The sequence below is a fragment of the Dactylosporangium vinaceum genome, assembly GCF_019904175.1.
GTDB lineage: Bacteria > Actinomycetota > Actinomycetes > Mycobacteriales > Micromonosporaceae > Dactylosporangium > Dactylosporangium vinaceum.
The window spans coordinates 6815298-6837634 of record NZ_CP061913.1 but is presented as its reverse complement, the minus strand read 5'-3'; the positions used below and the strand labels follow the sequence as shown (position 1 = coordinate 6837634).

Here is a 22337-nt window from a genome sequence, read left to right as displayed (position 1 = left end):
GTGCGGGTGACGGTGCGGCCCGGCGGCGACGATGCCGTCCGGGTCGCGGTCGACGGCGCCCCGGAGCGCGTCGTGGCGCTGGCGGAGCTGGGGAAGTACCAGATCCAGATCGACCGCAGCGCCGACGAGGACCGGCTGTCGGCCGTCGGGCGCGGGCTGTTCGACGCGCTGTTCGGCGCCGGCGCGGCCACCCCCGAGGACGGCGCCCGCCTGCTGCTCGACCTCGCCGATGCGGCACCCCAGGTGCTGGCGCTGCCGTGGGAGCTCATGCAGGCGCCCGACGACGCCTGGCTCTTCGGCGGCGAGCACCGCCCGGCGGCCCGCGTCGTCGCCGACCGGGAGCCACCCGCGCCGCTGTGCGCGCCGGTCGAGATGCTGGTGGTGGCCGGCGACGCCGACCGCACCGGCGACCTGGGCGTGGCCGCCGAGATCGACGCCATCTACCACGCCGTCAGCGGCCTGCCCGCCTGCTGGAACGTGGAGGTGCTCATCGAACCGGCGATGGACGAGTTCATCGCGGCGATGCGCACCGAACGGCACATCCTGCACTTCATCGGCCACGGTGAGCAGCGCCCGGGCGGCCGGGCCCAGCTGCGGGTCGAGAGCGGCTGGTCCATCAACCCGGCCGTCATCGCCAGCAACCAGCTGCCGTGCCCGCGCCTGGTCGTGCTCAACGCCTGCCGGACCGCGGGGGAGACGGCCGCCGTCCGCGGCGTCGGCGCCGCCTTCCTGACCGCCGGAGTTCCGGCCGTCGTCACCACCCAGGGCGACGTGCGGGCCCAGGCCGGCGTCGCGTTCGCCCGCGAACTCTACGGCGCGCTGGCCGAGGCGGTGCCGGTCGACGTGGCCGTCGCCCGGGCCCGCGCCCGGCTGCTGTGGAGCCGGCCGCGGTTCCGCGACCACGAGTGGGCGGTGCCGGTCCTGACCGTCGCCACCGCGCCCGAGCACGCGCTGCGGGTCACGCGGCCCGGTGATGCGGTAGCACTGCTGGCGGCGGTACCCGAGCCGGCGTCCGACACGATCCGGCAGATGGTGGACCGCTGCGACGTGCGCCGCGCGGTGTGGAGCTGGCTGCGCGACGCCAGCGGGCTGCTGGCCATCCACGGCGAGGCGAAGGCCGGCAAGAGCACCGTCGCGCAGTGGACGATGCTCACCGCGCGGGTCCACGGCACGCCGGCCGCCGCCATCGAGGCCGACGGGCGGCTCGACTACGCCGGGCTGCTGCGCCGGATGGTGGCCGCGGTCGAGGCGGAGGTCGGGCCGGAGGCGGCCGGCCCGGCGCAGCGGTTCCGGGCCGCGCTCGACGGCGCCGCACCGGCCGTCGGCGTCGTGCGCCCCAGCGACGACCCCCTCGACCCGGGCCGGGTGGCCGGGCTGTTCGCCACGTTCGCGGAGGCGGCGGTCCCGGCCGCGGGGATCGTGCTCGTCATCGACCCGTTCACGCCCGTCGCCGGCGACGCCGACGTGCTGACCCGCCTGATCGTGCCGGCCGCGAAGGGCGAGCTCGGACGGGTCCGGCTGGTGCTCGTCGACAGGCGCTTCGACGCCGCGCTGCGCAGCCGCGGCGACGTCGAGGTGCAGCTGTTCCACCGGGAGGACGTGGTCCGCCTGGCCGACGAGTTCTGTGTGCGACTGCGAGGGCTGAGCCGGTACCGCGAGAAGGCCCCCACCGAGGATCAGTGGCACTCGATCACGCGCCGGATCAAGCAGTGGGCCGGCGGCCGCGCCGAACCCGACGCCCTGGCCCGGGTGCGGGCCTACGAGCTCGTGGACGCCGAGGGGCAGGCCCGGCGCGCGGTCCTGGACGTGGAGGAGTCGTGAGCGCCTTCACCACGCTGTCGACCGCGGACCGCTCCGTGATCCGCCGCTGCAGCGTGCCGGACGCCTTCGACGCCGAGGTCTACGCGGCGGTACTGCAGGGCGACGGCCGCCCGCTGCCCGAGCTCGTCGCCTCGCGCTGCATCGAGCCGACCTCCAGCACCGGCCGGCGGTTCCGGGTCCCGGAGCCGATGCGGCGCGACGGCCTGGCCTCCTGGTGGACCGACGCCGGGCTCGCCCCGCTGGGCCGCCCGGTGCCGCCGGCGCTGGCCGAGCTGGCCGGCAGCCTGGCAACCGAGTGCGCCGACGAGCGGGCCGACCTGGGCCTGCGCGCCCTGATCATCGCCGACCCGCAGTCGGCCCGGCAGCGCTTCGCCGAGCTGTTCGCGGCCCGGGACGCGGCACTGAACCTGCCCGGCTGCCAGGACCTCCTCGACATCGTCACCAGCCCCGAACTGACCGACCTGGCCGGGCCGGAGCTGCTGGCCCTCTGCGCCGACCGGGCCCGGCACCTGCGGGCCCGGACCCTGTGGCTGCCGAGCTGGCGGCGGACCCAGCGCTACCAGGCCCGCCGCGCCGTCGACGCCGCGCTCGAGCGGCTGCTGGCCGACCCGCCGGACGCGGCCGCCGGGGACGGCCCGGGCGGTCCGCGGCACCGGGCGCTGCGGCTGTACGCCTCCGGCGGGATGGGTAAGTCGACGAGCATCCACCGGTTCATCGCGCACCGCTGCGTCCCCGACCGGGTGCCGTGCGCCCTGATCGACTTCGACTTCACCGACGTGTTCGCGATCCTGCAACATCCGGCACTGGTACTGCTGGAATGGGCCCGGCAGCTCAACCCCCAGTGTCCTGGAGCACCGTTCCAGGAGCTGCTGACCTCGTTCGACGCGGTCCGGGCGGGCCTGCTCCCCACCGAGGCGGAGCGGGCGCTCGCGTCGCTGCTGCCGCCGAGCACCGCCACCGCGCCGCCGGCACCGGACGCCGACCTGGTCCGCGAGCTGTTCCGGGAGGCGCTCGACGAGGGCGGGCCGGCCGGGCCGGTGCTCGTCGTGCTCGACACGTTCGAGGAGCCGGCATTGCGCGGGGAGCGGCTCGGCGACCTGCTGCGGCTGCTGCGCGACACGGTGGCGGCGGTGCCGGCGCTGCGGCTGGTCGTCGCCGGGCGGCGCACCGCGGCCGAGGACCGGCAGACCGATTCGGTGCGCGACCTGGGGTGGAAGCCCCTGATGGTCGAGCCGTTCAGCGCGGCGGAGGCGCAGGACTACCTGCGGGACCGGCGCGGTGTGGAGCCGGCGCCGCTGCGGGCCGTGATCGTCGAGCGGGCCGAGGGGGTGCCGTGGCTGCTCGGCGTGTACGCCGACCTGGTGACGTACACGCCGGACATCACCGCCGCGCAGCTGGCGGCCGTCGACCCGGAGGTGGCCTGGTGCCTGGACCGGGTCGTCGATCGCATCGACGGTGGGCTGCAGTGGTTCGTGCGCTACGGCGTCGTCCCGCGCCGGCTCTCCCGCGACCTGGCCGAGGCGGTGGTGATGCCGCATCTGCGGGCCGCGCTGGCGGGCACCGAGGACGACCGGCCGGACCGCGACCCGGAGTCGGCGCAGCGGGGTACCTTCCCGGCCGGGCTGGCGGCGCCGGACTTCGACGCGCTGTGGGAGCGGCTGCTGGACTACGCGGTCGAGGGCTCCTGGGTCGGCCGGCACGACTCCACCGTGGTGTTCCATCCGACATTCGCCAAACCGATGCGGCGGCTGCTGGAGGGCCAGTCCGTCCTCGCCCGGCTGCACGCGGACGCCGCCGCGTTCTTCGCCCGGCGCGCGGCCGAGGACCCCGGTAACGCTCCACAGTGGACCGCCGAGGAGGTCTACCACCGGCTGCACCTCGACCCGCGGGCGGCGCAGGAGCGGTGGCGCGCGGCGGTGGCGGCGGCCGGCGATCCGCTGGGCGTGATCCGGCTGTGCGACGAGCTGCTGCATGCGGACGTCGTGCACCTGGTGCCGCGGCGGTGGCAGGCGGCTGCCCACGCCGAACGGGCCTGGGCCGAGGCGCTGCTCATGCGCTCCACGGGCCGGGCCGACCGCTGGGACCACGTCGATCGCGACCTGACCCGGGCCGCCGGCGGGTTTGCGCGCCGGTCGGCGCACGCGGCGTCACTGGTGGCGAAAGGCTCATTCGACTCGGCCCGCGGGTCGCTGCCCTCCGGCGACGACGCCGAGATCGTGGTGCTGCGGGCGGAGATCGAGGCCGGCCTGGGCCGGCCCGAGCGGGCCTGGGCCGAGCTGGGGCGGCTGAGCGTGCTGCCGCCGTCCGGGGTGATGTTCGTCGAACGCCTCGCGGCGGACGCCGACCGGCTGCTGGACACGGCGGGCCCGCTGGCGATCGTGCGGCGGTTCGGTGACAAGCGGCTGCGGCTGCCCGCGGCGGCGCTGCTGCTGGCCGGTGGCTCGCCGGTCGAGGCCCAGGAGATGCTGCGCCCCGACCGGTCGGACCGTGCGGTCGTGCTGCGCGCGGAGGCGGGCCGGCGGGCCGCCCGGCCCGAGGAGGCCGTCCGGCTGCTGGACGGGCGGGACGGGCCGGAGGTGCTGCGGGCCCGGGCGCGAGCGCTGTGCGATCTCCACGAGTTCGACAACGCCGTTGCGCTGTTCGACCGGCTCTACGACGAGGCACTGGGCCGCCGGGACGTGCCGGCCGCCCTGACCGCACTGCTGGACGCCGTCGAGGTGTGCCTCGCGGCCGGCCCCGGCTTCCGGGCGGCCCAGGCGCGGCTCGGCAACGCCCAGCGGCTCACGGTCGCCGACGAGCACCCGGAGGCGGTGCGCCGGACCGTGCTGCGCGCGCTTGTCGCCGGCGACGTCGAGCCGCTGCACCGGCTCCTGCCGCAGGTGGCCGGCGTCGACCGGCTGACGGTGGCGACGGCCGGGCTGGCGCTGACCACCTCGGATGCGTTCCTGGCGGCGCTGTACGAGACGCTCGGCCTCGTGCAGCCTCCCGCGGCCCGGGCGTTCCGGCTCGGCTGGCTGCACCGGCGATCGGAGCCGCTGCCGGATGATCGGCTCCTGGCCCTCTGCGCCGGCGGCCGCGGGCCACTGTGGACACTGCACCACGCCGACGTGGTCCGGCTGACCCGGGGGCCGGCGGAGGCGCTGGACGTGGCCTGGCCGGCCGCGGTGGAGCTGGCGGCGCCCTACGCCTGGGTGGCGTACACGGACCTGGCCGTGCGGTGCGGCACCCTGCCGCCGCCCGGTGTACCGGCGGCGCTGCCCGGGCTGGAGCAGTTCCCGGCGGTGCATGCGTGGTACCGGCGGCGCACCGGCGGGCCCGTCGCCGTGGCGACGCCCGACTGGGCCGCGGCCGACGACGACCTGGCGGCCTGGGGCGTCCGGGTGGACCTGGCGCTCACCGGCGACGGTCGGGTGTCGCTGCGCGTTGCCGACACGGCGGCCGAGCTCTTCGGGCCGGCCGATCCGTTCGTCGCTGCGCTGCTGGACGCGGCCTATCACGACCTGTCCCGGTTCCTGGCCGAGCCGCACTCCTCCGGGCTCGTCGACCGGCTGCGGCACCTCGGCGACACCGGGCCGCGCCAGCTGCGGCTCGTCACCCACGACGGCCGGCTCGCGACGGTCCCGTGGGAGCTGTTCCTGCCGGCCCGCGACGACGGGGGCTGGTGCTGGCGCTCGGCGGCGGAGGAGGGGCCGGGCTCGCCGTACCGGCGCCAGGCCGAGCGGATCGCGGCCGAGACCGGCGCGGGTGACCCGGCCCGGTTCGACAGCTTCTGGCCGGCGGTGCGCGAGCTGCCCTGGGGCCCCAGACCGGACGGCGAGTATCCGGCGGCCGTGGTGCTGGAGCCGGTCAGCTCGTCGCACGGGCCCCGCGAGTTCACCGGGCGCGCCTCCTACGACCTGGACCTGGCCGGCTTCATGCCGGTGCTCGGCCTGCGGGAGGGCCCGGGCGCCGTCGTCTACGTCCAGGGCATCATGGAGGACTCGGCCGGGGTACCGCGCATCTCGTTCGGCGGCATCACGGGCTACTACGACTTCGACGACCAGGGCCCGGCTCCGCTCGGCGTCACGGTGCTCGACGCCTGGCTGGCCCGCCAGCCCGCGCCACCGGTGGTGATCCTCGACATCCCGCTCCCTCCGCGCCGGACCGAGGCGATGCGGCAGGTCCTGCTGCGCAACGACTTCGCCGACCAGCTCCTGCGGGCCGGCAACACCCCGGCGGTGGTGGCCACCGGCGCGATACGCCCGACCGCTGCGCTGGTGGCCCGCGAACTCATCCGCCCCGGCACGACCGCCGCTGACCTGTACCGCGCGCTGCGCCAGAACCACAGCCCCGACGGCCCGGGGGAGCTGACCGCCCTGTTCGCCGCGGTCCCGGCCGATGCGCTGCCGATCGTCCGTTTCCGGCGGTCCACCCCGGCCCCGCCGACCTTCGCCCTCAGCACACCGGACGACGAGTCCGGCCTCATCCTGACCGACCTCTACCGCTGGCTGCGCGAGGACGCCCCGGCCCTGCGCAGCCGCCTCGACCTGGTCGGCGCCGGCCCGCGCCCGGGCGAACTGAGCGGCCCGGTCGCCGACACGCTGCGCGCGACACCGGAGTCACCGGAGCAGCTCCGCGCCCTCCTCGGCGCGATTCTGGGCTGGCTGTCGGCGGGCCGCGGCCGCCGGTGCCGGATCAACATCCAGCTGGGCGACCGCGTCGTCGAGCTCGACACCGCCGACCCGGCCGCGGCGGAACGGGCCGTCCGCCGCTTGGGTGCGGTGGACTAGCGTGCGGCCGCCGCAGCTGCCCGGGGTCACGAAGCCCGGCCCGGCGGCCGGTAATGTCCCGGGGGTGCTCACGCTGGCCCGGCTCACCCAGGTCGCACCCGAAGCGCTCATCGACCTCATGAACGACCCCCGGGTACGCCGGCACATGCCCCTGGCCACCGGCGTCTTCGGCCCCGCGGAGTGCACCGCCTGGGTCGCCGCCAAGGAGGCCATGTGGCACGAGCACGGCTACGGGCCGTGGGCGTTCCTGGTCGACGGGGAGTTCGCCGGCTGGGGCGGCCTGCAGCCCGAGGACGGCGACGCCGACCTGGCCCTCGTCCTGCGCCAGGCGTTCTGGGGCCACGGCCGCGCGATAGCCGAACGGGTCCTCGCCGAGGCGTTCGGCCCGCTCGCCCTGCCGGCCGTGACGGTCCTGCTGCCACCGAGCCGCCGTACCGCCGCCGCCGTCCGGCGCCTCGGCTTCCGCCCCGACGGCGAGATCGAGCTGGCCGGCCGGCGGTTTCACCGCTTCCGCCGTACCGCACCCGCCTCATAGCCCGACGACGGCCCGCGACCCGGTGTCGTAGCTGCGCGCCGCCGTGAACCACCCGCGCAGCGGCTCCAGGTCACCGAACAGCCCCACCGCCGCCGCGCGCCGATCCTCGGGGACCTTGAGGGCCAGGCTGACGTGCGGCACCCACGCCTCCGGCGCGGGCCACCGATCGCCTCCGTCAAGCGCCGCCCACACCTGCTCCTGGAGCCGCAGCAGCGCCGGCGCCGGGCGGACCTCGAGGACCAGCGCCCGGCCGAGCATGCGCACCGGCCCCAGCTCCGCCTCGACCGGCAGCGTCAGCGGCGGCAGCCCGGCGAGCGAGGCCGCACTGAGCAGCGTCAGGTGCGGCCGGTTCGTCGGGTGCCGGTGCGTGTCGAGGCTCGGCAGCCCGGCAGCCGACAGCCGCCGCCACGATGCCCGGACCTCGGCCTCGAGGCGCTCGTCCAGCAGCAGTTCGACGGTGTGCACCCACCAGACCTACCATGCGGGCGGCGCCGCGAGTGCGCAGGCGCCCCTCGGGCGTAGGCCTCCGCGGGCGGCCTCGACGACCTTCCCGGCGGATCGGCGCGCTCGGTGCTATCGGTGGTCCGGGCTCAGGAAGACGACGAGCTCCTCGGCGGCGGACGGGTTCGGCTCGGCCGGGTGCCAGCCCTGACGCCTGTAGAAGCCGACCGCCTGCGGGGACGTGGTCCAGGTGAGCAGCCAGGCGCGGCGGTCCGGGGCGGTGGCCAGGGTCGCCGTGAGGAGGCGGCCGCCGACGCCGTGGCCCTGGGCGGCCGGGACGACCGCGACCTCGTCGATCTCCAGGGCGCCGAGGAGCAGTTCGTCGGTGCGGGCCGGGCCGAGCTGGTCGCGGACGGCCCCGTAGGCGCGGCCGGTCGGGAACGGTGGCTGCGTGGGCCACGCGGTGGTGAAGCCGGCCCAGTCGCCGTCGAGCTGGGCCACGAGGGCGCGGAAGCCCGGACGGTGGGTGTCGTCGGCGAGGCGGGCGCGGAACTCGTCGACCCGGGCCTCGTCCTCGTTCCAGGGCGGTGCGGTGAAGACGGCCCGGTAGAGCACGGCGAACCGCTCGATGTCGCCGCGGGTGGCCGGGCCGTCGTACGTGCTCAGGTCGAGCGGGGTCATGCGTGTGTCCCTTCGCGAAGTGACGCAGCCTAGCCCGGGCGCAGGCCGAGGCCCACGCCGGCCGCGTTGACAGTTAGTCTGCGCGCAGATAATCTTTGCGCAGTTCATCTGCGATTTCATGGGAGTGGCGATGTGGGAGTACCAGCACAGTGCGGAGACGACCGCGGCACCCGAGGTGCTCTGGCGGCACTGGTCGTCGATCGCGGAGTGGCCGCGGTGGAACGCGGGCATCGCGGCGATCGAGGTCGACGGCCCGTTCGCGGCCGGGACCGAGTTCACGATGACGCCGCCGGACGGTGAGCCGCTGCGGATGCGGCTGACCGAGGTGGTGCCGGGAACGCTGTTCACCGACGAGATGGACGCGGGCGACTTCGTGGTGCGCACCGTCCATCGCCTGGAGCCGGGGGAGCGGGGCACGACGCGGGTGGTCTACCGCACCGAGATCACCGGCCCCGCCGCCGACCAGGTCGGGCCGCAGCTTGGCCCGGCGATCACGGCCGACTTCCCCGACGTCGTGGCCGCGCTGGTCCGGCTCGCGGAGCGCTGAGCCGTGCCGCTGCAGCCGGACGAGAGCCCCGGATTCCTGCTGTGGCACGTCACCCTGCGCTGGCAGCGGGACATCGCCGCGGTGCTGGCCCCGCTGGACCTGACCCACGTGCAGTTCGTGCTGCTGACCACCACCTGGTGGCTCAACTCCCACGGCGAGGACCCCAACCAGCTCGCCGTGGCGACCCAGGCCGGCACCGACGTGAAGATGACCTCGCAGGTGCTGCGCAAGCTGGAGGCGAAGTCGCTGATCCGGCGCGAGGTCGATCAGGCCGACACCCGGGCCCGCCGCCTGCGGGTCACCGAACGGGGCGCGGCGCTGGCCCAGGCGGCCGTCGCCGCGGTGGAGGCGGCCGACGCGGCGTTCTTCGGGCCGGTCCGCGACCCGGCCGCGCTGCTGGCCGCGCTGCGGTCACTCGCCGACCGCTGACGGGTGCCGACGCTTCGGCCTGCTCGGCGACGCGCGGCGCTGCTTCGCTCCCGCCGGACGGGCCTGCGCTCTATCGTGATCGCGTGGGAACTTCGTACCAGAACGTGTTGGTGGTCGGGGAGTTCGCCGACGTGGTGAGCGCCCTGACCGACCTCGGCGGCAACGCCTGGCTGCTGCCCGCGGGCCCGGGCCGGGTGGCCGTGCTCCCGCGCGAGAACGGGTACGGCTACGCCGATGCCGACGCCCACGCCCGGCTGCTCAGCGCGAAGCTGGGGACCCTGGCCGCGAGCAACAGCGTCGTCGACTCGGACGTCGTCTTCATCGAGCTGTACCGCAACGGCGAGCACTTCCACAGCTACGTCTCCGAGCAGGAGTTCCTCGTCGACTGGTTCATCGACGGCGACGGGGCGTCCCGGTACCGCCTCGGGGGCGTCGAGTATCCGGCCGACGCCCCGTACCCGAAGGGCCCCGGCGGCGCCGATCCGGCGGTGTTCGCGCCGTTCGGCGTCGGCCCGGTCGATCTGGACCGCCTCGGTGCCGCGCTGCGGGGCGAGGACGGCGACGCCGTCCTGGCCGAGGACCTGGACCACTCGATCATGGAGGCGCTGCACCTCGACCCGGCCGGGCTCCGGACGGCCTTCCGGTGGGCGGCTGAGGAGGACCTCCCCGGACTGGTCCGCGTCAAGCCGCGCGCGGATCGGGCGTAGACGATCACGATGGTCCCGGTGGCCGCGCCCCTGAAGCGCGGCATAAATCGTCGGCAGGAACAGTTAACAAACCTTGACATTCGGATGGCTGAGCCACTGTCATCTGTGTATGCGTAGGTGGAAGGGTCTGGCCGTCGCGGCCGGCTGTGCGAGCGTCGCAGCGGTGGTGGGGATCACCGCGATGGTGCTGCCGGCGAGTGCGGGGGCCAATGCGGTTGGCGATCCCGGGTTCGAGTCCGGGCTGACCGGGTGGTCGTGCAGCGGCACGGTGAGCGCGGCGGCGGGCACCGTGCACTCCGGAGCGGCTGCGCTCAAGGCCAGCCCCGGTGCCGCCGACACGGCCCAGTGCACGCAGGCGGTAGCGGTCTCGCCCAACACGACGTACACCCTCACGGCCTGGATCAACGGCAGTTATGTCTACATCGGAGCGTCGGGGGCGAGCATCTGGACCCCGTCCACCGGCGGCGCCTTCCAGCAGCTGTCCACGTCGTTCACGACCTCGGCCACGACCACGAGCGTGACCGTGTTCGTGCACGGCTGGTACGGCCAGCCCACCTACTACGCCGACGACTTCGTCCTGACCTCCGGCGCCGGCGGTGGCCCCACGACGACGCCGCCGCCCACCTCCACGCCGCCGCCGGCGAGCCCGTCACCGTCGAGGAGCGCCTCACCGGCCGCCAGCCCGAGCCGGACCGCCTCGCCGAGCCCGACGCCGCCGACGAGCCCGACCGGAGGCACCGGGCCCGGCGCCGGCCTCGCCGCCTGCCAGTTCTGGTCGACCGTCACGCCGCCCGTGCGGACCGTCGGCCCCAGCCACGACGCGGCGAGCCAGGCGCCGATGATCAGCCTCGCCGGGCGGCTGCCGGCACCCTCCACGGTGAGCGGATCGCTGCACGGACCGAGCGTCACCATCACGTTCAGCCGCGTCGCGGGCGCCGTGGCCTACCGGGTGTGGCGCAACAGCCAGTCCGTCGGCTGGGTCGACGACTGGGGCCAGGCGACGCTGTCCGTGACCGACACCGCGCCGTGCCGCAACGCCCACTACACGATCGCGGCCCTGCGCTCCGACGGCAGCGACGCCTCCACCGGCGCACTGTCGCAGCCGTACGTCCTCGCCGACAGCGGCACCGTCCAGCCCTACGCGATCCCGGCCGGCACCCGGCTCCAGTACGAGATTACCTCCTACAACGACGCCGGCCAGACGGCGAGCGGCATGAACACCGCCCTGGGCATCTGCGCCGTCGACACCCGCTACATCCCCTGGGGCACCCGCTTCAAGGTCGACGGCTACGGCTACTGCTACGCCGCCGACATCGGCACCTGGATCCAGGGCGAGATCGTCGACGTCTGGCTCCCCGGCGCCGAGGCCGACAGCTGGGGCGTGCAGCAGCGGACCATCACGATCCAGTAGCGGCGTCAGAAGGTGTACGGCGTGTCGTACTCCGGTCGCAGGACGCGCGACCGGGGCGATGCCCGGCGGATCGCGGCCTCGAACGCGTCGAGCTTCGCGGCGTCGGCGGCGGCCACCGCGGGCGGGTTGTGCAGCGGGGTCTCGAAGTTGTCCCAGTGGACCGGGACGATCACGCGCGGGTGACCGAGGGCGGCCAGGAGGCGGGGCGTGTAGTCGTGCACGACGCCGCCGGAGGGCAGGGCGAGCATCGCCACGTCCGGGTCGAGGCCGGTGAGGTTGCGTTCGACGAAGTCGCTGCCGCCCATGAAGAAGACCTTCGGGCCGCCGGCGATCGTGACCTGGTAGGCGAGCGTGTCGCCCTCCGGGAGGTCGGCGATCGTCCGCGGCGGCGGGGGCGGGGTGACGCGGACGCCTGGGAAGGCCAGGGAGTACGCCGGGTTGCGGCTGTGCAGGGAGGCGACGACCTCGACGGTGTAGTCGCCGAAGTCCAGGTTTTCGCCGCCCTTCACCGGGATCGCCTGGACGCCGGAGGCGAGGGCGAGGTGGTATGCGGTGAGCGTGCCGAAGACGCGGACGCCGGGGACGGTGCGGGCGATGTGCGGGACGTCGTTGAAGTGGTCCCAGTGCGTGTGCGTGACGAGCACGGTCTCCGGGCGGCCGATCCGCGGGCCGATCGCGTCGGCGTCGACCTGCAGCGGGGTCGCCGGGTCGAACGCGCCGGTGAACAGGCCGGTGGGGTAGCGGCTCAGGTACGGGTCGACGAGCACGGTCCGGCCGTTGACGTCGATGCGCCAGCCCGACGTACCGAACCAGCGCAGCGTGCCGGTGCGGGAGCGCTCGGCGGCCGTCGCCGGTGCGGCCAGGGCGGTGAGGCCGGCGGCCACGGCGGTGCCGGCGACGGCGGTGCGGATCAGGGCTCGGCGGTTCAGGTCCAGGTTCTCGGGCATGGCGCCACCCAAGCAAAGGCCGGCCCGGGCTGTCCAAGACCGAAGCGCCGAACGGCCCATATGCGGATGGGTATCAGCGCTCGTCACGGAGCATGCCGACGGCGGTGGCGGCGGCGCGGCCGAGGGCCAGGTCGACATCGATGCGGGGCGCGCCGCCGCCGGTGACGAAGACGGCCACGGCGTAGCGGCCGCCGTCGGGAAACTCCGCGACCCCGATCTCCATCGCCAGACCGGGCAGCGTCCCGGTCTTCCCCGCGACCCGCACGTCGCCGGGGAATCCCGACCGCAGCCGCGTCCACGCCATCTGCCGCGCCATCAGCCCGCGCACCGCCGCGCACGCCGTGGCCGGGCCGGCCTCGTCCCGCCAGATCATCCGCAGCAGCCTCGTCATGTCTTCGGGGGTGCTCGCCGTCGTCCGCGAAGGATCGAAGACGCGCAGCGCCGCCACCCGATCCGCCGGCAGCGTCGGGAACAGCCGGGCGAACTCGGCGTCGTCGCGGGCCCCGATGTCGGCGAACATCGACTCGAGCAGCTGCCGCGGCCCCCCGGCCACCCGGGTGCGGTCCAGCCCGAGCTCGGCCGCCAGCAGCCCCAGGACGTCGGGTCCGCCGAGGCGGTGGAGCAGGACGTCGGCCGCCGTGTTGTCGCTCACGGACATGGCGAAGTAGGCGCAGTCCCGCAAGGACAGTTCGACGTCGTCGGAGCAGCCCGCGGTACCCCAGCCGCCGAATCGGTCCGCGGCGCCGACCACGACCCGCTCGGCCGGATCGAGGACACCGGCCGCGACCTGGCGGGCGAACTCCAGCACCAGCAGCACCTTGACGATCGACGACAGCACGACCGGCTCGCCGGCGCCCAGCCCGACCGCCCGGCCCGAGTCGATGTCGCAGGCGTGCAGCCGGCCCTGGAGCCCGGCGGGGAAGATGTCCGCAATCGACATACAGTGCACTGTATGGTGGACCTGCCGCGGCACTTGCGGTACTTCCTCGTCGTCGCCGAGGAGCTGCACTTCGGGCGGGCCGCGGAGGCGATCGGCATCGCCCAGCCGCCGCTCAGCCAGGCGATGCGCCGCCTCGAGCGCGAGCTCGGCGTGACCCTCTTCGACCGGCTCCCGCGCGGCACCGAGCTCACCGCGGCCGGGCGGGCGCTGCGCGACGAGGCACCGCAGTTCCTGGCGGCCGAGCGCCGGATGCGTGCGCTCATGCACAGCATCCGCGACGGCGACCTCGGCCCGCTGCGCGCCGGGGTGCCGCCCGAGACCCCGGCCGCCGCCCTCGGCGAGCTGCTGCGCCGCCTGGGCGAGCAGGCCCCCGGCCTCGACGTCGACCTGCAGGAGCTGACCACCGCCGAGCAGCTGGACCTCCTCGCCGCGGCCCGGCTGGACGTCGGCCTCGTCCACCACCCGGTCGACACCACCGACCTGCACCACGGCCCGGTCACCCGGGTGCGGCTCGGCGTCGTCGTGCCCCGCGTGTCACCCCTGGCCCGGCGGCCCGAGCTCACCGTCGACCAGCTGGCCGGGCAGGGTCTCGTGGTGTTCCCGCGGGCGACCGCCCCGGCCTGGTACGACACCCTGCTCGACGCGTGCCGCGACCTCGGGCTCGCACCGGCCCGGGTGCGCCACGCCCGCAACCCGGAGTTCCTGTGCGGGCTGGTCCTGGCCGGGCTCGGGGTGGGCCTGGAGCGCGAGGACGCGGTCCGGCGCGAGCCGCGGGTGGCGTGGCGGCCCCTCGCCGGAGACCCGCTGTGGCAGGAGACGTCGGCGGTCTGGCCCCGGCGGGCCCCGCACCCGGCCGCGGCCCGGTTCGCCGCCCTCGCCGGTGCGGTGCTGCGGACGCCCGCCGGCGCCCCGGCCCGCATTCTCGGCGCCCCGGGCCCCTGGTCGGTGGTGTTCGACCGCGCCCGTAGCTGACCCGGTCGCGACCGGATCTCACCGGCCCGGCCGGGGGAGCGATCGCCGGGTGCAGGCGCAGCGTCTCCGCCGAGCGCGCCTCAGGCGCAGCCGTGCAGGAGGTCGGCGAGCGCGGCCGGCCGGCTCAACGCCGCGCAGTGCCCGGCCGCGAACTCGTCGGGGACGACGCCGAGCCGCTCCGGCACGACCCGGCGCAACAGTGCGGCCGGCAGGCAGTTGTCCAACGTGCAGAGCACAAATCTGGTGGGTACCGCCGGAAGCGCCGCCAGCGGCCAGACCTGATCGTTGGCCACCTCGGACGGGTGCGGGCGCGACCGGCGCAGCCCCTCCTCGGCGAGCGGCCGCGGCACATCGTTGTAGAACACGACGAACGGGTCGTCGTCGGCCCAGCCCTCGTGCCCGACGTGCTGCCACCAATCGGCGGGCCGCTCCCCGGGCGCCGGCACCATGCCGGACAGATACACGAGCGCCGACGCCCGCAGGCGATCGGTGACGAGCGGTGCCGTGAAGGCGCCGAACGAATGTGCGACGACGATGACACCCGAGCGTTCACCGGCGGCGTGCACGACCGCGTCGGCGTAGTCGTGCAGGTCGGATGACGGATCGGCGGGCAGGTCCGGGGCGACGGCGTCGTGGCCGCGGGCCCGCAGCTGCGGCACCAGCAGATGCCAGTCCCAGGCCGAGCCGCCGGCACCGTGAATCAGGACGAAAGTGGCCATGACCTCACGCTAGCCCGCCCCCGGACATCCGGAAAAGCGATTGCTTCCGATCGTGTCGATCGGCTTTTCCGATATATTCGGGGTGTGGATCTGCGCCAGCTCGCCACCATGGTGGCGATCGTCGACGAGGGCTCGTTCGGGCGCGCGGCCGCGCGGCTCGGCTACACCCAGTCGACCGTCAGCCAGCAGGTCGCCGGCCTGGAGAAGACCGTCGGCGGCGCCGTCTTCGACCGGCCCGGCGGCCCGAAGCCGGTCACCATCACCCCGCTGGGCCGGGTCGTGCTCCAGTACGCCCGCGACCTGCTGTCGCGCACCGACGCGATGAGCGCCGCCCTGGACCGGTTCCGCGCCGGCGAGGGCCGCGTCGACATCGGCACGTTCCAGAGCCTGACCGCGGTGATCCTGCCGGTGCTGGTGCAGCGGCTGCGCGCGGAGCACCCGGACTGCGACATCCGCCTGTTCGAGGAGGAGACCGACCCGCCCCGCCTCGACGACCTGGACCTGGTGTTCTTCGACGGCCGCACCACCGGCGACGTCGAGCACCGCAAACTCCTCGACGACCCCTACGCGCTCGTCGCCCGCCGCGGCGCGTTCCCCGCCGGCCCCGTCCCGCTCGCCGCCCTGCACGGGGCCCCGATGGTCGCCTGGCCCGCCGTGTGCGACAGGCCCCGCGTCGAGGAGGCGTTCGCCCGCGCCGGCGTGGCGCCGCGCACCGTCTTCCGCACGACGAGCAACGAGGCCGTCCTGGCCATGGTCCGCGCCGGCATCGGCTCCGCCGTCCTGCCCCGCCTGGTCCTTGACGCCGCGGACGACACCCTGTCGGTCCACGACCTGGAGCCCGCGGTCCCGCCCCGCGAGATCTACCTGCTCTGGCCGGCCGGCCGCACCCACTCACCCCTGGCCGCCCGCGCGATCGAGATCGCCATCGAGGTCGCGGCCGCCCGCCACCGCCAGGCCGGGTGAAAGCACGTTTCCGGTACGCTCGCGGCCGGTCGGCTCCGGCCCGTGGCGTGCGGTGCGGGGCACGCGCCCACCCGGCGGCGGCCGGCTGAGGCGACGCTGCGGGCCGACGGTGCCGGCCGCGAGTGGTTATCGTGCCTTCTGTGCCCGAAGCCGACTGGATCGCGAAGACCCGGACCTCCTACGACACCGTCGCCGTCAGCTATGCGGCGATGCTCGGCGACGCACTCGCCGACGCGCCGTACGAACGCGGGGTCCTCGAGATCTTCGCCGAGCTCGTGCGGGGCGCCGGCGGCGGGCCCGTCGCGGACATCGGGTGCGGACCCGGGCGCCTGACCCGGCATCTGTACCGCCAGGGCCTCGACGCATTCGGTGTGGACCTCTCGCCCGGGATGATCGCCGTCGCCCGGGACGAGCACCCTGACCTGCGCTTCGAGGTCGGCTCCATGACCGCGCTCGACATCGCCGGAGGTACCCTCGGCGGGCTCCTGGCCTGGTTCTGCCTGATCCACGTGCCCGACGCGGAGGTTCCCGGCGTGCTCGCGGAGTTTCGGCGGGTCCTGCGGCCCGGCGGTGTCGCACTCCTGGCCTTCCACGCGGGGACGGGCACGCGGCACAAGACGGACGGCTACGGCGGCCACCCCATGGACGTCTATGTGCACAGGCGCACGTCCGGGCAGGTCGCGGCGCTGCTGCGGGACGCCGGGTTCACCGTGGAGGCCGAGCTGTGCCACTACCCGGACGCCCACAAAGAGGGCGCATTCGTGTTCGCCCGGGCCCCCTTGCATTAGCGGAATTCGCTCGGAAGGGTTCCGTCACCGCTACGTGCCACTGTCTGATTACCCCATTCCCTCGACCAGGGAGGTTATGTGGGATACAAGAAGAAGCTCACCGGCGCTGCGGTTGTCGCCGCGACGCTGACGGTGACGGCGGCCGGCCTGGTGTCGGCTCCGGCTTACGCCGACAACGCGGCCACGGCGGAGTACACCGTCGTCGCCGCGGACAACGTCTCCGCCGCCGACGCCACCGCCGCCATCACCAAGGCCGGCGGCAAGGTCGTCGGCAGCAACGACGCGGTGGGCATGTACACGGTGCAGGCGCCGCAGAACGGGTTCGTCGAGAAGGCCGGGACGTCCAGCCAGCTCGTCGGCGCGACGCACAAGGCGGCCATCGGCAAGGCTCCGAAGAAGGAGCAGCCCGGTGCCGTCGAGCGCGAGGCTCAGCAGGCGGCCCAGTCCGCCAAGCGGGGCGGCGGGAACAAGCCGGCCACGGCCGGCATGGACCCGCTCGACGACAAGCTCTGGGGCCTCACGACGGTCCGGTCCGACAAGGCCCGGAAGGTCAACGCGGGTGACAAGCGCGTCACCGTCGGCATCCTGGACACCGGCGTCGACGCGTCCAACCCGGACATCGCCCCGAACTTCAACTGGGCGCTGTCGAGGAACTTCGCCAAGGACATGGTCGACATCGACGGCCCGTGTGAGGTCGCGAGCTGCCTCGACCCGGTCGGCACCGACGACGGCGGCCACGGCACGCACGTCGCCGGCACGATCGGCGCGGCGGCCAACGGCGTCGGGGTCTCCGGTGTCGCGCCGAACGTGTCGCTCGTCGAGCTCAAGGGCGGGCAGGACTCCGGGTACTTCTTCCTGGAGCCCGTCGTCAACGCGCTCGTGCACGCGGCCAACAACGGCGTCGACGTGGTCAACATGTCGTTCTACGTCGACCCGTGGCTGTTCAACTGCACCGCCAACCCGGCCGACTCCCCGGCCGCGCAGGCGGAGCAGCGCACCATCATCAAGGCGATGTTCCGGGCTCTGACCTACGCCCACCTCAAGGGTGTGACGCTCGTCAGCGCGCTGGGCAACAACCACGATGACAAGGGCCACCCGCGCGCCGACACCTCCAGCCCGGACTACCCCGCCGACACGGCCTACGAGCGGCCGATCGACAACGGCACGTGCTGGGATCTGCCGACGGAGGGCCCCTTCGTCATCAGCGTCACCGCGCTCGGCCCGTCGCTGAACAAGGCCGACTACTCGGACTACGGCACTGAGCGGGCGACCGTCTCGGCGCCGGGCGGATACTTCCGTGACGGTCTGGGCACCGACACCTATCGGACCGTGGGCAACGAGATCCTCTCCACGTACCCGAAGAAGGTGCTGCAGGAGGAGGGGTCGGTCGACGAGGCGGGCAACATCGTGCCCGGCTTCGAGGACTCGGTCTTCAAGGCCTGCAACGCGGCCGGGCAGTGCGGGTACTACACCTACCTGCAGGGCACGTCGATGGCCTCCCCGCACGCCGCCGGCGTCGCGGCGCTGATCGTCAGCGCGCACGGCAGCCGGGAGGGCCGCAACGGCTTCGGCCTGGACCCGTGGAAGGTCGAGTACATCCTGACCCACACGGCGGCCGAGCACGCGTGCCCGAACCCGCCGCTGGTCTCGTACGTCGACGTCGGCCGCCCGGCCGAGTTCGACGCGCTGTGCCAGGGCACGAAGCAGTTCAACGGTTTCTACGGCCACGGCATCGTCGACGCCTACGCCGCGGTCACCGCGCACACCCCGTGGGACCACCACTAGGACCCGCACCGCACCACGGCCGTCCCGGGGCGCGCATCGCGCGTCGCGGGGCGGCCGCTGCGCGTGTCGGCCCGGCGCCTCACGGTCCGGCGCGCAGCCGGTCGAACTCGGCGCGGACAATGCGGTAGCAGTCACAGGCCGCGCCGGTGAGGCGGTCCCGGTCGTCGATCGTGACGAGGCCGCGGGCGTAGCTGATGAGCCCGGCGTCGTGCAGGACCCCGGCGGTGTGCGAGACCGTGGCGCGGCGCACGCCGAGCATCTGGGCCAGGAAGTCCTGGGTCAGCGCGAACCGCTGGCTCCCGATCCGGTCGGCGGTCGTGAGCAGCCAGCGCGCCGCGCGCTCCTCGGTGGTGTGCAGGCGGTTGCAGGCGACGTTCTGCGCCAGCTGGACCATCGTCGCCTGGACGTAGCGGTGCAGCAGCCGGTGCAGCGCGCCGTCCCGGGTCAGCAAGGCGTGCAGTTCGTGGGTGCGCATCCGCACGGCCAGGCCGGCGACCTGGGCGAAGACGGTGTTCGGGCTGGCGCTCACGCCCAGGAACACCGGCAGCCCGCTCATCCCCTCCCGCCCGATGGTGGCCACCTCCACCGCCGTCTCGCCGTCGACGACGCAGACCATCGACAGCACGGCGGTGGCGGGGAAGTAGACGTGCTCGATCGGCTCGCCGGAGTCGTGGATCGGGTCGTGCACCTCCAGCCGGACCGGCTCGAGGCCGGCGGCCATCCGGGAGAACTCCGCGTCGGGCATGGCGGCCAGGACGAAGTTGTCGGCGCGGAGGGCGGCGACGGCGGCGGGGTCGTGGAGTCGCTCCATGCGGGCCTCTCCTGCGTGGGAGTCGGTCATCCGCTACCCGAGCGGTGCTGGCCTATGCACGGTGCCGTACACAATGCCTACACTTGCCGTATGTCAGCCGGCACGCCGGGCGGGCCCGCAGTGGCCGAGTTCGATGTGGCAGTCATCGCCGCGTCGCTCGGCGGTCCGGCGGCGCTGCGCCAGGTGCTGGCCGCGATCCCGGCCGACTTCCCGGTCCCGCTGCTCGTCGCGCAGCACCGCCCGCCGGAGCTCGACGGCCGGTTCGTCGAGGCTCTGCAGGCCCGCACCCGGCTTGCGGTCCGCACGGTCGGTGACGAGGAGCCGCTGGCCACGCCCGGGGTCGGGGTGCTACCGCCCCGGCACACCGCGACCGTGGACCCCGGCGGGCGGCTGCGGCTGCGGGCGGCCGACAGCGGCCGGACCGCCGACCCGCTGCTGGAGAGTGCCGCCGCGCACTGCGGCCACCGGGCGCTCTGTGTGGTCCTCACCGGCCGCCTCGAGGACGGTGCCGCCGGCGTCCGCGCGATCAAGCGCCACGGCGGGCGCACCATCGTGCAGCAGCCGTCCACCGCGCAGGCTCCGGGCATGCCCAAGGCCGCCCTCGCGACGGGCTGCGTCGACCTGGTGATGCCGCTGTCGCACATTGCGGCCGCGATGATCGCGCTGACCATGGCGCCGGGCGCCGCCGACCTGTTCCGCGTCGCCCCGCCGTCCTGGGCCGACCTGGCCGCCTGAGCCACCGGGCCTGAACCACCGCGGGCCGAGGGTCAGCGACGGGGCCGTTCGGCGCCGCTGCGCGCGGCGGACGAGCGCAGGATCTCCTGGCTCGTCACCACCCGGGCGGTCGAGCGGACCATCCGCACCTCGGCGCGCCGCCGGGCGTCGGCGATGCGCTCGCGGGTCCGGGCGACGTCGCCGCGGATGCGCGCCAGGCGGCGGGCGGCCTCCTGGGACTCGGCGGCGATCCGGGCACTGCGGACCCGGTCGGGGGAGGCGGGGCACAGGTGAGCGTCGGGCATCGGGGGCCTTCGCGGGTCGGCCTCGGCCAACGGCGGATCGACAACCGCCACCCCAGGGTGAGTCGTGCAGCTCGTGACCGAACCGCTCAGCACGCTACCACGCCCGGGGCGGTGCGCGAACGCCGTCGCCGGCCCGGATCCGCAGGCCACGGCCCGGGGCGGACCGCCGCGACGGCCGGCGGGGCGCTGCGCGCCGGTCCGTGTCGAGAATCCGCGACCGGCTCCGTCCCCGCTGCACAGCGTCGAGGACGAAGGAGACGGACATGGACCGCAACGAGGTGGCCGAGGTGCTGGCCCGGCCGATCGCCCGGGAGCTGCTGGGCTCGTCGATCCCGGCCCGGCTGGCGTACACGGGCGCCGACGGCGACCCGCGGGTGATCCCGATGGGGTTCTGGTGGACGGGCGAGCGGCTGGTCATGGCGACGGTACCGAAGGCGGCGAAGGTCAACGCGCTGCGCCGGCACCCCCGGGTCGCGCTGACCGTCGACACCGAGGCCCAGTGGCCGCCGCGGGTCCTGCTGGTGCGCGGCGCGGCCCGCCTGGAGCTCGTCGACGGCGTGCCGGACGAGTACGTCGAGGCGTCCCGCAAGCTGGTGCCGGCCGAGCAGTTCGAGGGCTGGCACCAGGGAGTGCTGGCCCTGTACACCCAGATGATCGTCATCACCGTGGAGCCGGACTGGGCCAAGCTCCTGGACTTCGAGACCACCATCCCCAAGGCCGTGGCCGACCTCGTGGCCGCCCACCGGTCCTAGAGCCCCAGCCCGCGGCGGCCGATGGCGTTGAGGTCGGCGGCCTGGAAGCGGTTGGGCCAGTCGCGCTCGTAGTGCTCGGCCGGGAAGTCGCTCGGGCTCTCACCCTTCGTGAACGCGTCGCGGACCGAGGCCGCGTACTGCTCGTTGCGCGGGCACCACGGGGCGGCCGGGATGTACATGACGTTGCCCCAGCCGCGCTGCGCCTCGACCGGCGCCACGCTGTGGATCATGTCGCAGTGCCACCAGACGGAGTCGCCGGCCGTGACGTCGGGGATGCCGGACAGGGCCTCCATGAGCGGCGCGTGCCACTTGTGGCCGGCCGGGAACACCTGGTTGACGGTGACGCCGCACATGTCGTCGTCGGGGACGTCGGGCAGCAGGGGGCGCAGCATGAGGTACGCCATCGCCTCCGGGATCGGCACGGTGTGCAGCACGCCCTGGTCGTGGTCCATGTCGGACAGGGCGGTCCAGCCCTGGAAGGTGCGGAACGCCGAGCACATGGTGGAGCCCGGATACTGCGGGCCGGCCGTGCGGTGGGCCGCGTCCCACGGGTCGTACCGCTCCACGCTGCCGTCGAACAGGTGCCGGAACGCCTGCTGGTAGGCCCGGGTCATCCAGAGGTCGAGCGTCCCCGGGTCGAGGTGGGTGCCGAGGCCCGCCGAGTCCGCGCCCTCCGGGCGGCGTCGGATGCGGTCGGGGTACAACGAGTCCCGGTTCGGATCGAACCACGTGACGCCGTCGGACTCGTGCTTCCACTGGCTGTTGAGGAATGCCTGGACGGCGGCCATCCGCTCGCTCTGGCGGGCCTGCATCTGGGCCGGCGACCAGTAGATCGGGTAGATCTCCGGCCGGGAGCCGACGCTGCCGAAGAAGTCGTCGCCGGGGCCGCGGTAGTCCTCGAAGAAGTGGTTGCTCTCGACGTAGTCGACGATGTCGGCGTCCCACTGCAGCGCCTGCGCGCGCTCGAAGTGCCCGCGCACCACGAGGCAGCCGCGGCGCTTGACAGCGGCCAGCTGCTCGGCGCCGACGGTGCCGGCGGCGATGTCGGCGTAGTCGATGACCGGCCAGATCGGCTCGCCCCGGCGGCGGGCGGCGGCGATGTCGTCGACGGCGGCCTGGACGCGCGCCTCGACGACGGCGAAGACCTCCTCGACGGTGCGGCCGGACGCCTCGATCCGCTCGCGCAGCGCGGCCTTGATCTCGCGGGTGGCGGCCCGCAGGTCGGTGGGGGTCTGCTCCCAGTGCGGCAGCGCCGCCGTCGGCACGGACACGGCTGATCCTTTCTAGGAAGGTAACCTTA

The 22337-nt window shown here is 74.6% G+C and carries 21 protein-coding genes; 13 read left to right on the top strand and 8 right to left on the bottom strand.

Going from position 1 to position 22337, the window contains the following annotated elements; genetic code table 11:
- The 3 genes from Dvina_RS30780 to Dvina_RS30770 are packed head-to-tail and all read left to right on the top strand — an operon-like array spanning position 1 to position 7125.
- The gene (locus tag Dvina_RS30780; protein WP_223092815.1) at positions 1-1821 is read left to right on the top strand and encodes a CHAT domain-containing protein; all 1821 of its coding nucleotides are present in this window, start codon (positions 1-3) and stop codon (positions 1819-1821) included.
- Positions 1818-6590: an effector-associated constant component EACC1 gene (locus tag Dvina_RS30775; RefSeq protein WP_223092814.1), complete on the top strand. Its 4773-nt coding sequence runs from the start codon at positions 1818-1820 to the stop codon at positions 6588-6590. The genes Dvina_RS30780 and Dvina_RS30775 overlap by 4 nt, the downstream gene beginning before the upstream one ends.
- A gap of 1 nt (position 6591) precedes the next feature.
- Entirely contained in the window at positions 6592-7125 is a 534-nt protein-coding gene (locus Dvina_RS30770; protein ID WP_223092813.1) for a GNAT family N-acetyltransferase, read from the top strand.
- Here the strand turns inward: Dvina_RS30770 and Dvina_RS30765 are convergent.
- The gene (locus tag Dvina_RS30765; RefSeq protein WP_223092812.1) at positions 7120-7590 is read right to left on the bottom strand and encodes a 2'-5' RNA ligase family protein; all 471 of its coding nucleotides are present in this window, start codon (positions 7588-7590) and stop codon (positions 7120-7122) included. The two genes, Dvina_RS30770 and Dvina_RS30765, sit on opposite strands and share 6 nt — an antisense overlap.
- A 108-nt stretch (positions 7591-7698) precedes the next feature.
- Complete coding sequence (locus Dvina_RS30760; protein ID WP_223092811.1) at positions 7699-8247, bottom strand: GNAT family N-acetyltransferase; 549 nt, start codon at positions 8245-8247, stop codon at positions 7699-7701.
- 118 nt (positions 8248-8365) lie between these two features.
- Here Dvina_RS30760 and Dvina_RS30755 point away from each other — a divergent pair, with 118 nt between their 5' ends.
- From Dvina_RS30755 to Dvina_RS30740, 4 genes are all read left to right on the top strand, one after another.
- Positions 8366-8794: an SRPBCC family protein gene (locus tag Dvina_RS30755; protein ID WP_223092810.1), complete on the top strand. Its 429-nt coding sequence runs from the start codon at positions 8366-8368 to the stop codon at positions 8792-8794.
- 3 nt (positions 8795-8797) lie between these two features.
- Complete coding sequence (locus tag Dvina_RS30750) at positions 8798-9223, top strand: MarR family winged helix-turn-helix transcriptional regulator (protein WP_223092809.1); 426 nt, start codon at positions 8798-8800, stop codon at positions 9221-9223.
- A gap of 83 nt (positions 9224-9306) precedes the next feature.
- Positions 9307-9930: a hypothetical protein gene (locus Dvina_RS30745; protein WP_223092808.1), complete on the top strand. Its 624-nt coding sequence runs from the start codon at positions 9307-9309 to the stop codon at positions 9928-9930.
- A gap of 109 nt (positions 9931-10039) precedes the next feature.
- Positions 10040-11341, top strand: a complete 1302-nt coding sequence (locus Dvina_RS30740; RefSeq protein ID WP_223092807.1) for a carbohydrate binding domain-containing protein — start codon at positions 10040-10042, stop codon at positions 11339-11341.
- Between the two features lie 5 nt (positions 11342-11346).
- Here the strand turns inward: Dvina_RS30740 and Dvina_RS30735 are convergent, their stop codons facing one another.
- Complete coding sequence (locus Dvina_RS30735) at positions 11347-12288, bottom strand: MBL fold metallo-hydrolase (protein ID WP_223092806.1); 942 nt, start codon at positions 12286-12288, stop codon at positions 11347-11349.
- Between the two features lie 73 nt (positions 12289-12361).
- Complete coding sequence (locus tag Dvina_RS30730; protein WP_223092805.1) at positions 12362-13228, bottom strand: serine hydrolase; 867 nt, start codon at positions 13226-13228, stop codon at positions 12362-12364.
- Between the two features lie 12 nt (positions 13229-13240).
- On the opposite strand from Dvina_RS30730, the gene Dvina_RS30725 reads away from it, so the two are divergent.
- A complete protein-coding gene (locus tag Dvina_RS30725) occupies positions 13241-14200 on the top strand; it encodes a LysR family transcriptional regulator (protein ID WP_246655428.1) in 960 nt (319 codons plus the stop codon).
- 80 nt (positions 14201-14280) lie between these two features.
- On the opposite strand, the gene Dvina_RS30720 is transcribed toward Dvina_RS30725, so the two are convergent.
- Positions 14281-14919 (bottom strand): alpha/beta fold hydrolase, encoded by a 639-nt coding sequence (locus Dvina_RS30720; RefSeq protein WP_223092804.1) that lies wholly within the window; start codon positions 14917-14919, stop codon positions 14281-14283.
- Between the two features lie 84 nt (positions 14920-15003).
- On the opposite strand from Dvina_RS30720, the gene Dvina_RS30715 reads away from it, so the two are divergent.
- The 3 genes from Dvina_RS30715 to Dvina_RS30705 all read left to right on the top strand — a co-directional run bounded on the left by Dvina_RS30715 (position 15004) and on the right by Dvina_RS30705 (position 18455).
- Positions 15004-15882, top strand: coding sequence for a LysR family transcriptional regulator (locus Dvina_RS30715; protein ID WP_246655427.1), 879 nt, complete (start codon positions 15004-15006; stop codon positions 15880-15882).
- A gap of 140 nt (positions 15883-16022) precedes the next feature.
- Entirely contained in the window at positions 16023-16670 is a 648-nt protein-coding gene (locus Dvina_RS30710) for a class I SAM-dependent methyltransferase (protein ID WP_246655426.1), read from the top strand.
- Positions 16671-16748: 78 nt separating this feature from the next.
- On the top strand, positions 16749-18455 hold the full coding sequence (locus Dvina_RS30705) for a S8 family serine peptidase (RefSeq protein ID WP_223092803.1): 1707 nt from the start codon (positions 16749-16751) through the stop codon (positions 18453-18455).
- Between the two features lie 79 nt (positions 18456-18534).
- Here the strand turns inward: Dvina_RS30705 and Dvina_RS30700 are convergent, their stop codons facing one another.
- Positions 18535-19266 carry a Crp/Fnr family transcriptional regulator gene (locus Dvina_RS30700; RefSeq protein WP_223092802.1) on the bottom strand — a complete coding sequence of 244 codons (732 nt, stop codon included), beginning with the start codon at positions 19264-19266 and terminating at the stop codon, positions 18535-18537.
- A gap of 90 nt (positions 19267-19356) precedes the next feature.
- Here Dvina_RS30700 and Dvina_RS30695 point away from each other — a divergent pair, with 90 nt between their 5' ends.
- On the top strand, positions 19357-20001 hold the full coding sequence (locus Dvina_RS30695; protein WP_223092801.1) for a chemotaxis protein CheB: 645 nt from the start codon (positions 19357-19359) through the stop codon (positions 19999-20001).
- A 32-nt stretch (positions 20002-20033) separates the two neighbouring features.
- On the opposite strand, the gene Dvina_RS30690 is transcribed toward Dvina_RS30695, so the two are convergent.
- Complete coding sequence (locus Dvina_RS30690; protein WP_223092800.1) at positions 20034-20285, bottom strand: hypothetical protein; 252 nt, start codon at positions 20283-20285, stop codon at positions 20034-20036.
- Positions 20286-20548: 263 nt separating this feature from the next.
- Here Dvina_RS30690 and Dvina_RS30685 point away from each other — a divergent pair, with 263 nt between their 5' ends.
- Positions 20549-21037 carry a pyridoxamine 5'-phosphate oxidase family protein gene (locus Dvina_RS30685; protein ID WP_223092799.1) on the top strand — a complete coding sequence of 163 codons (489 nt, stop codon included), beginning with the start codon at positions 20549-20551 and terminating at the stop codon, positions 21035-21037.
- On the opposite strand, the gene Dvina_RS30680 is transcribed toward Dvina_RS30685, so the two are convergent.
- Positions 21034-22308: a DUF1479 domain-containing protein gene (locus Dvina_RS30680; RefSeq protein WP_246655425.1), complete on the bottom strand. Its 1275-nt coding sequence runs from the start codon at positions 22306-22308 to the stop codon at positions 21034-21036. The genes Dvina_RS30685 and Dvina_RS30680 overlap by 4 nt on opposite strands.
- Between the last annotated feature and the right edge of the window lie 29 nt (positions 22309-22337).

Bases quoted from the DNA above. Each gene is read 5' to 3' on its own strand.
- Dvina_RS30760 (WP_223092811.1), bottom strand. From the start codon at position 8,247: ATGACCCCGCTCGACCTGAGCACGTACGACGGCCCGGCCACCCGCGGC.
- Dvina_RS30755 (WP_223092810.1), top strand. From the start codon at position 8,366: ATGGGAGTGGCGATGTGGGAGTACCAGCACAGTGCGGAGACGACCGCG.
- Dvina_RS30740 (WP_223092807.1), top strand. From the start codon at position 10,040: ATGCGTAGGTGGAAGGGTCTGGCCGTCGCGGCCGGCTGTGCGAGCGTC.
- Dvina_RS30735 (WP_223092806.1), bottom strand. From the start codon at position 12,288: ATGCCCGAGAACCTGGACCTGAACCGCCGAGCCCTGATCCGCACCGCC.
- Dvina_RS30730 (WP_223092805.1), bottom strand. From the start codon at position 13,228: ATGTCGATTGCGGACATCTTCCCCGCCGGGCTCCAGGGCCGGCTGCAC.
- Dvina_RS30725 (WP_246655428.1), top strand. From the start codon at position 13,241: ATGGTGGACCTGCCGCGGCACTTGCGGTACTTCCTCGTCGTCGCCGAG.
- Dvina_RS30720 (WP_223092804.1), bottom strand. From the start codon at position 14,919: ATGGCCACTTTCGTCCTGATTCACGGTGCCGGCGGCTCGGCCTGGGAC.
- Dvina_RS30700 (WP_223092802.1), bottom strand. From the start codon at position 19,266: ATGGAGCGACTCCACGACCCCGCCGCCGTCGCCGCCCTCCGCGCCGAC.
- Dvina_RS30695 (WP_223092801.1), top strand. From the start codon at position 19,357: ATGTCAGCCGGCACGCCGGGCGGGCCCGCAGTGGCCGAGTTCGATGTG.
- Dvina_RS30690 (WP_223092800.1), bottom strand. From the start codon at position 20,285: ATGCCCGACGCTCACCTGTGCCCCGCCTCCCCCGACCGGGTCCGCAGT.
- Dvina_RS30685 (WP_223092799.1), top strand. From the start codon at position 20,549: ATGGACCGCAACGAGGTGGCCGAGGTGCTGGCCCGGCCGATCGCCCGG.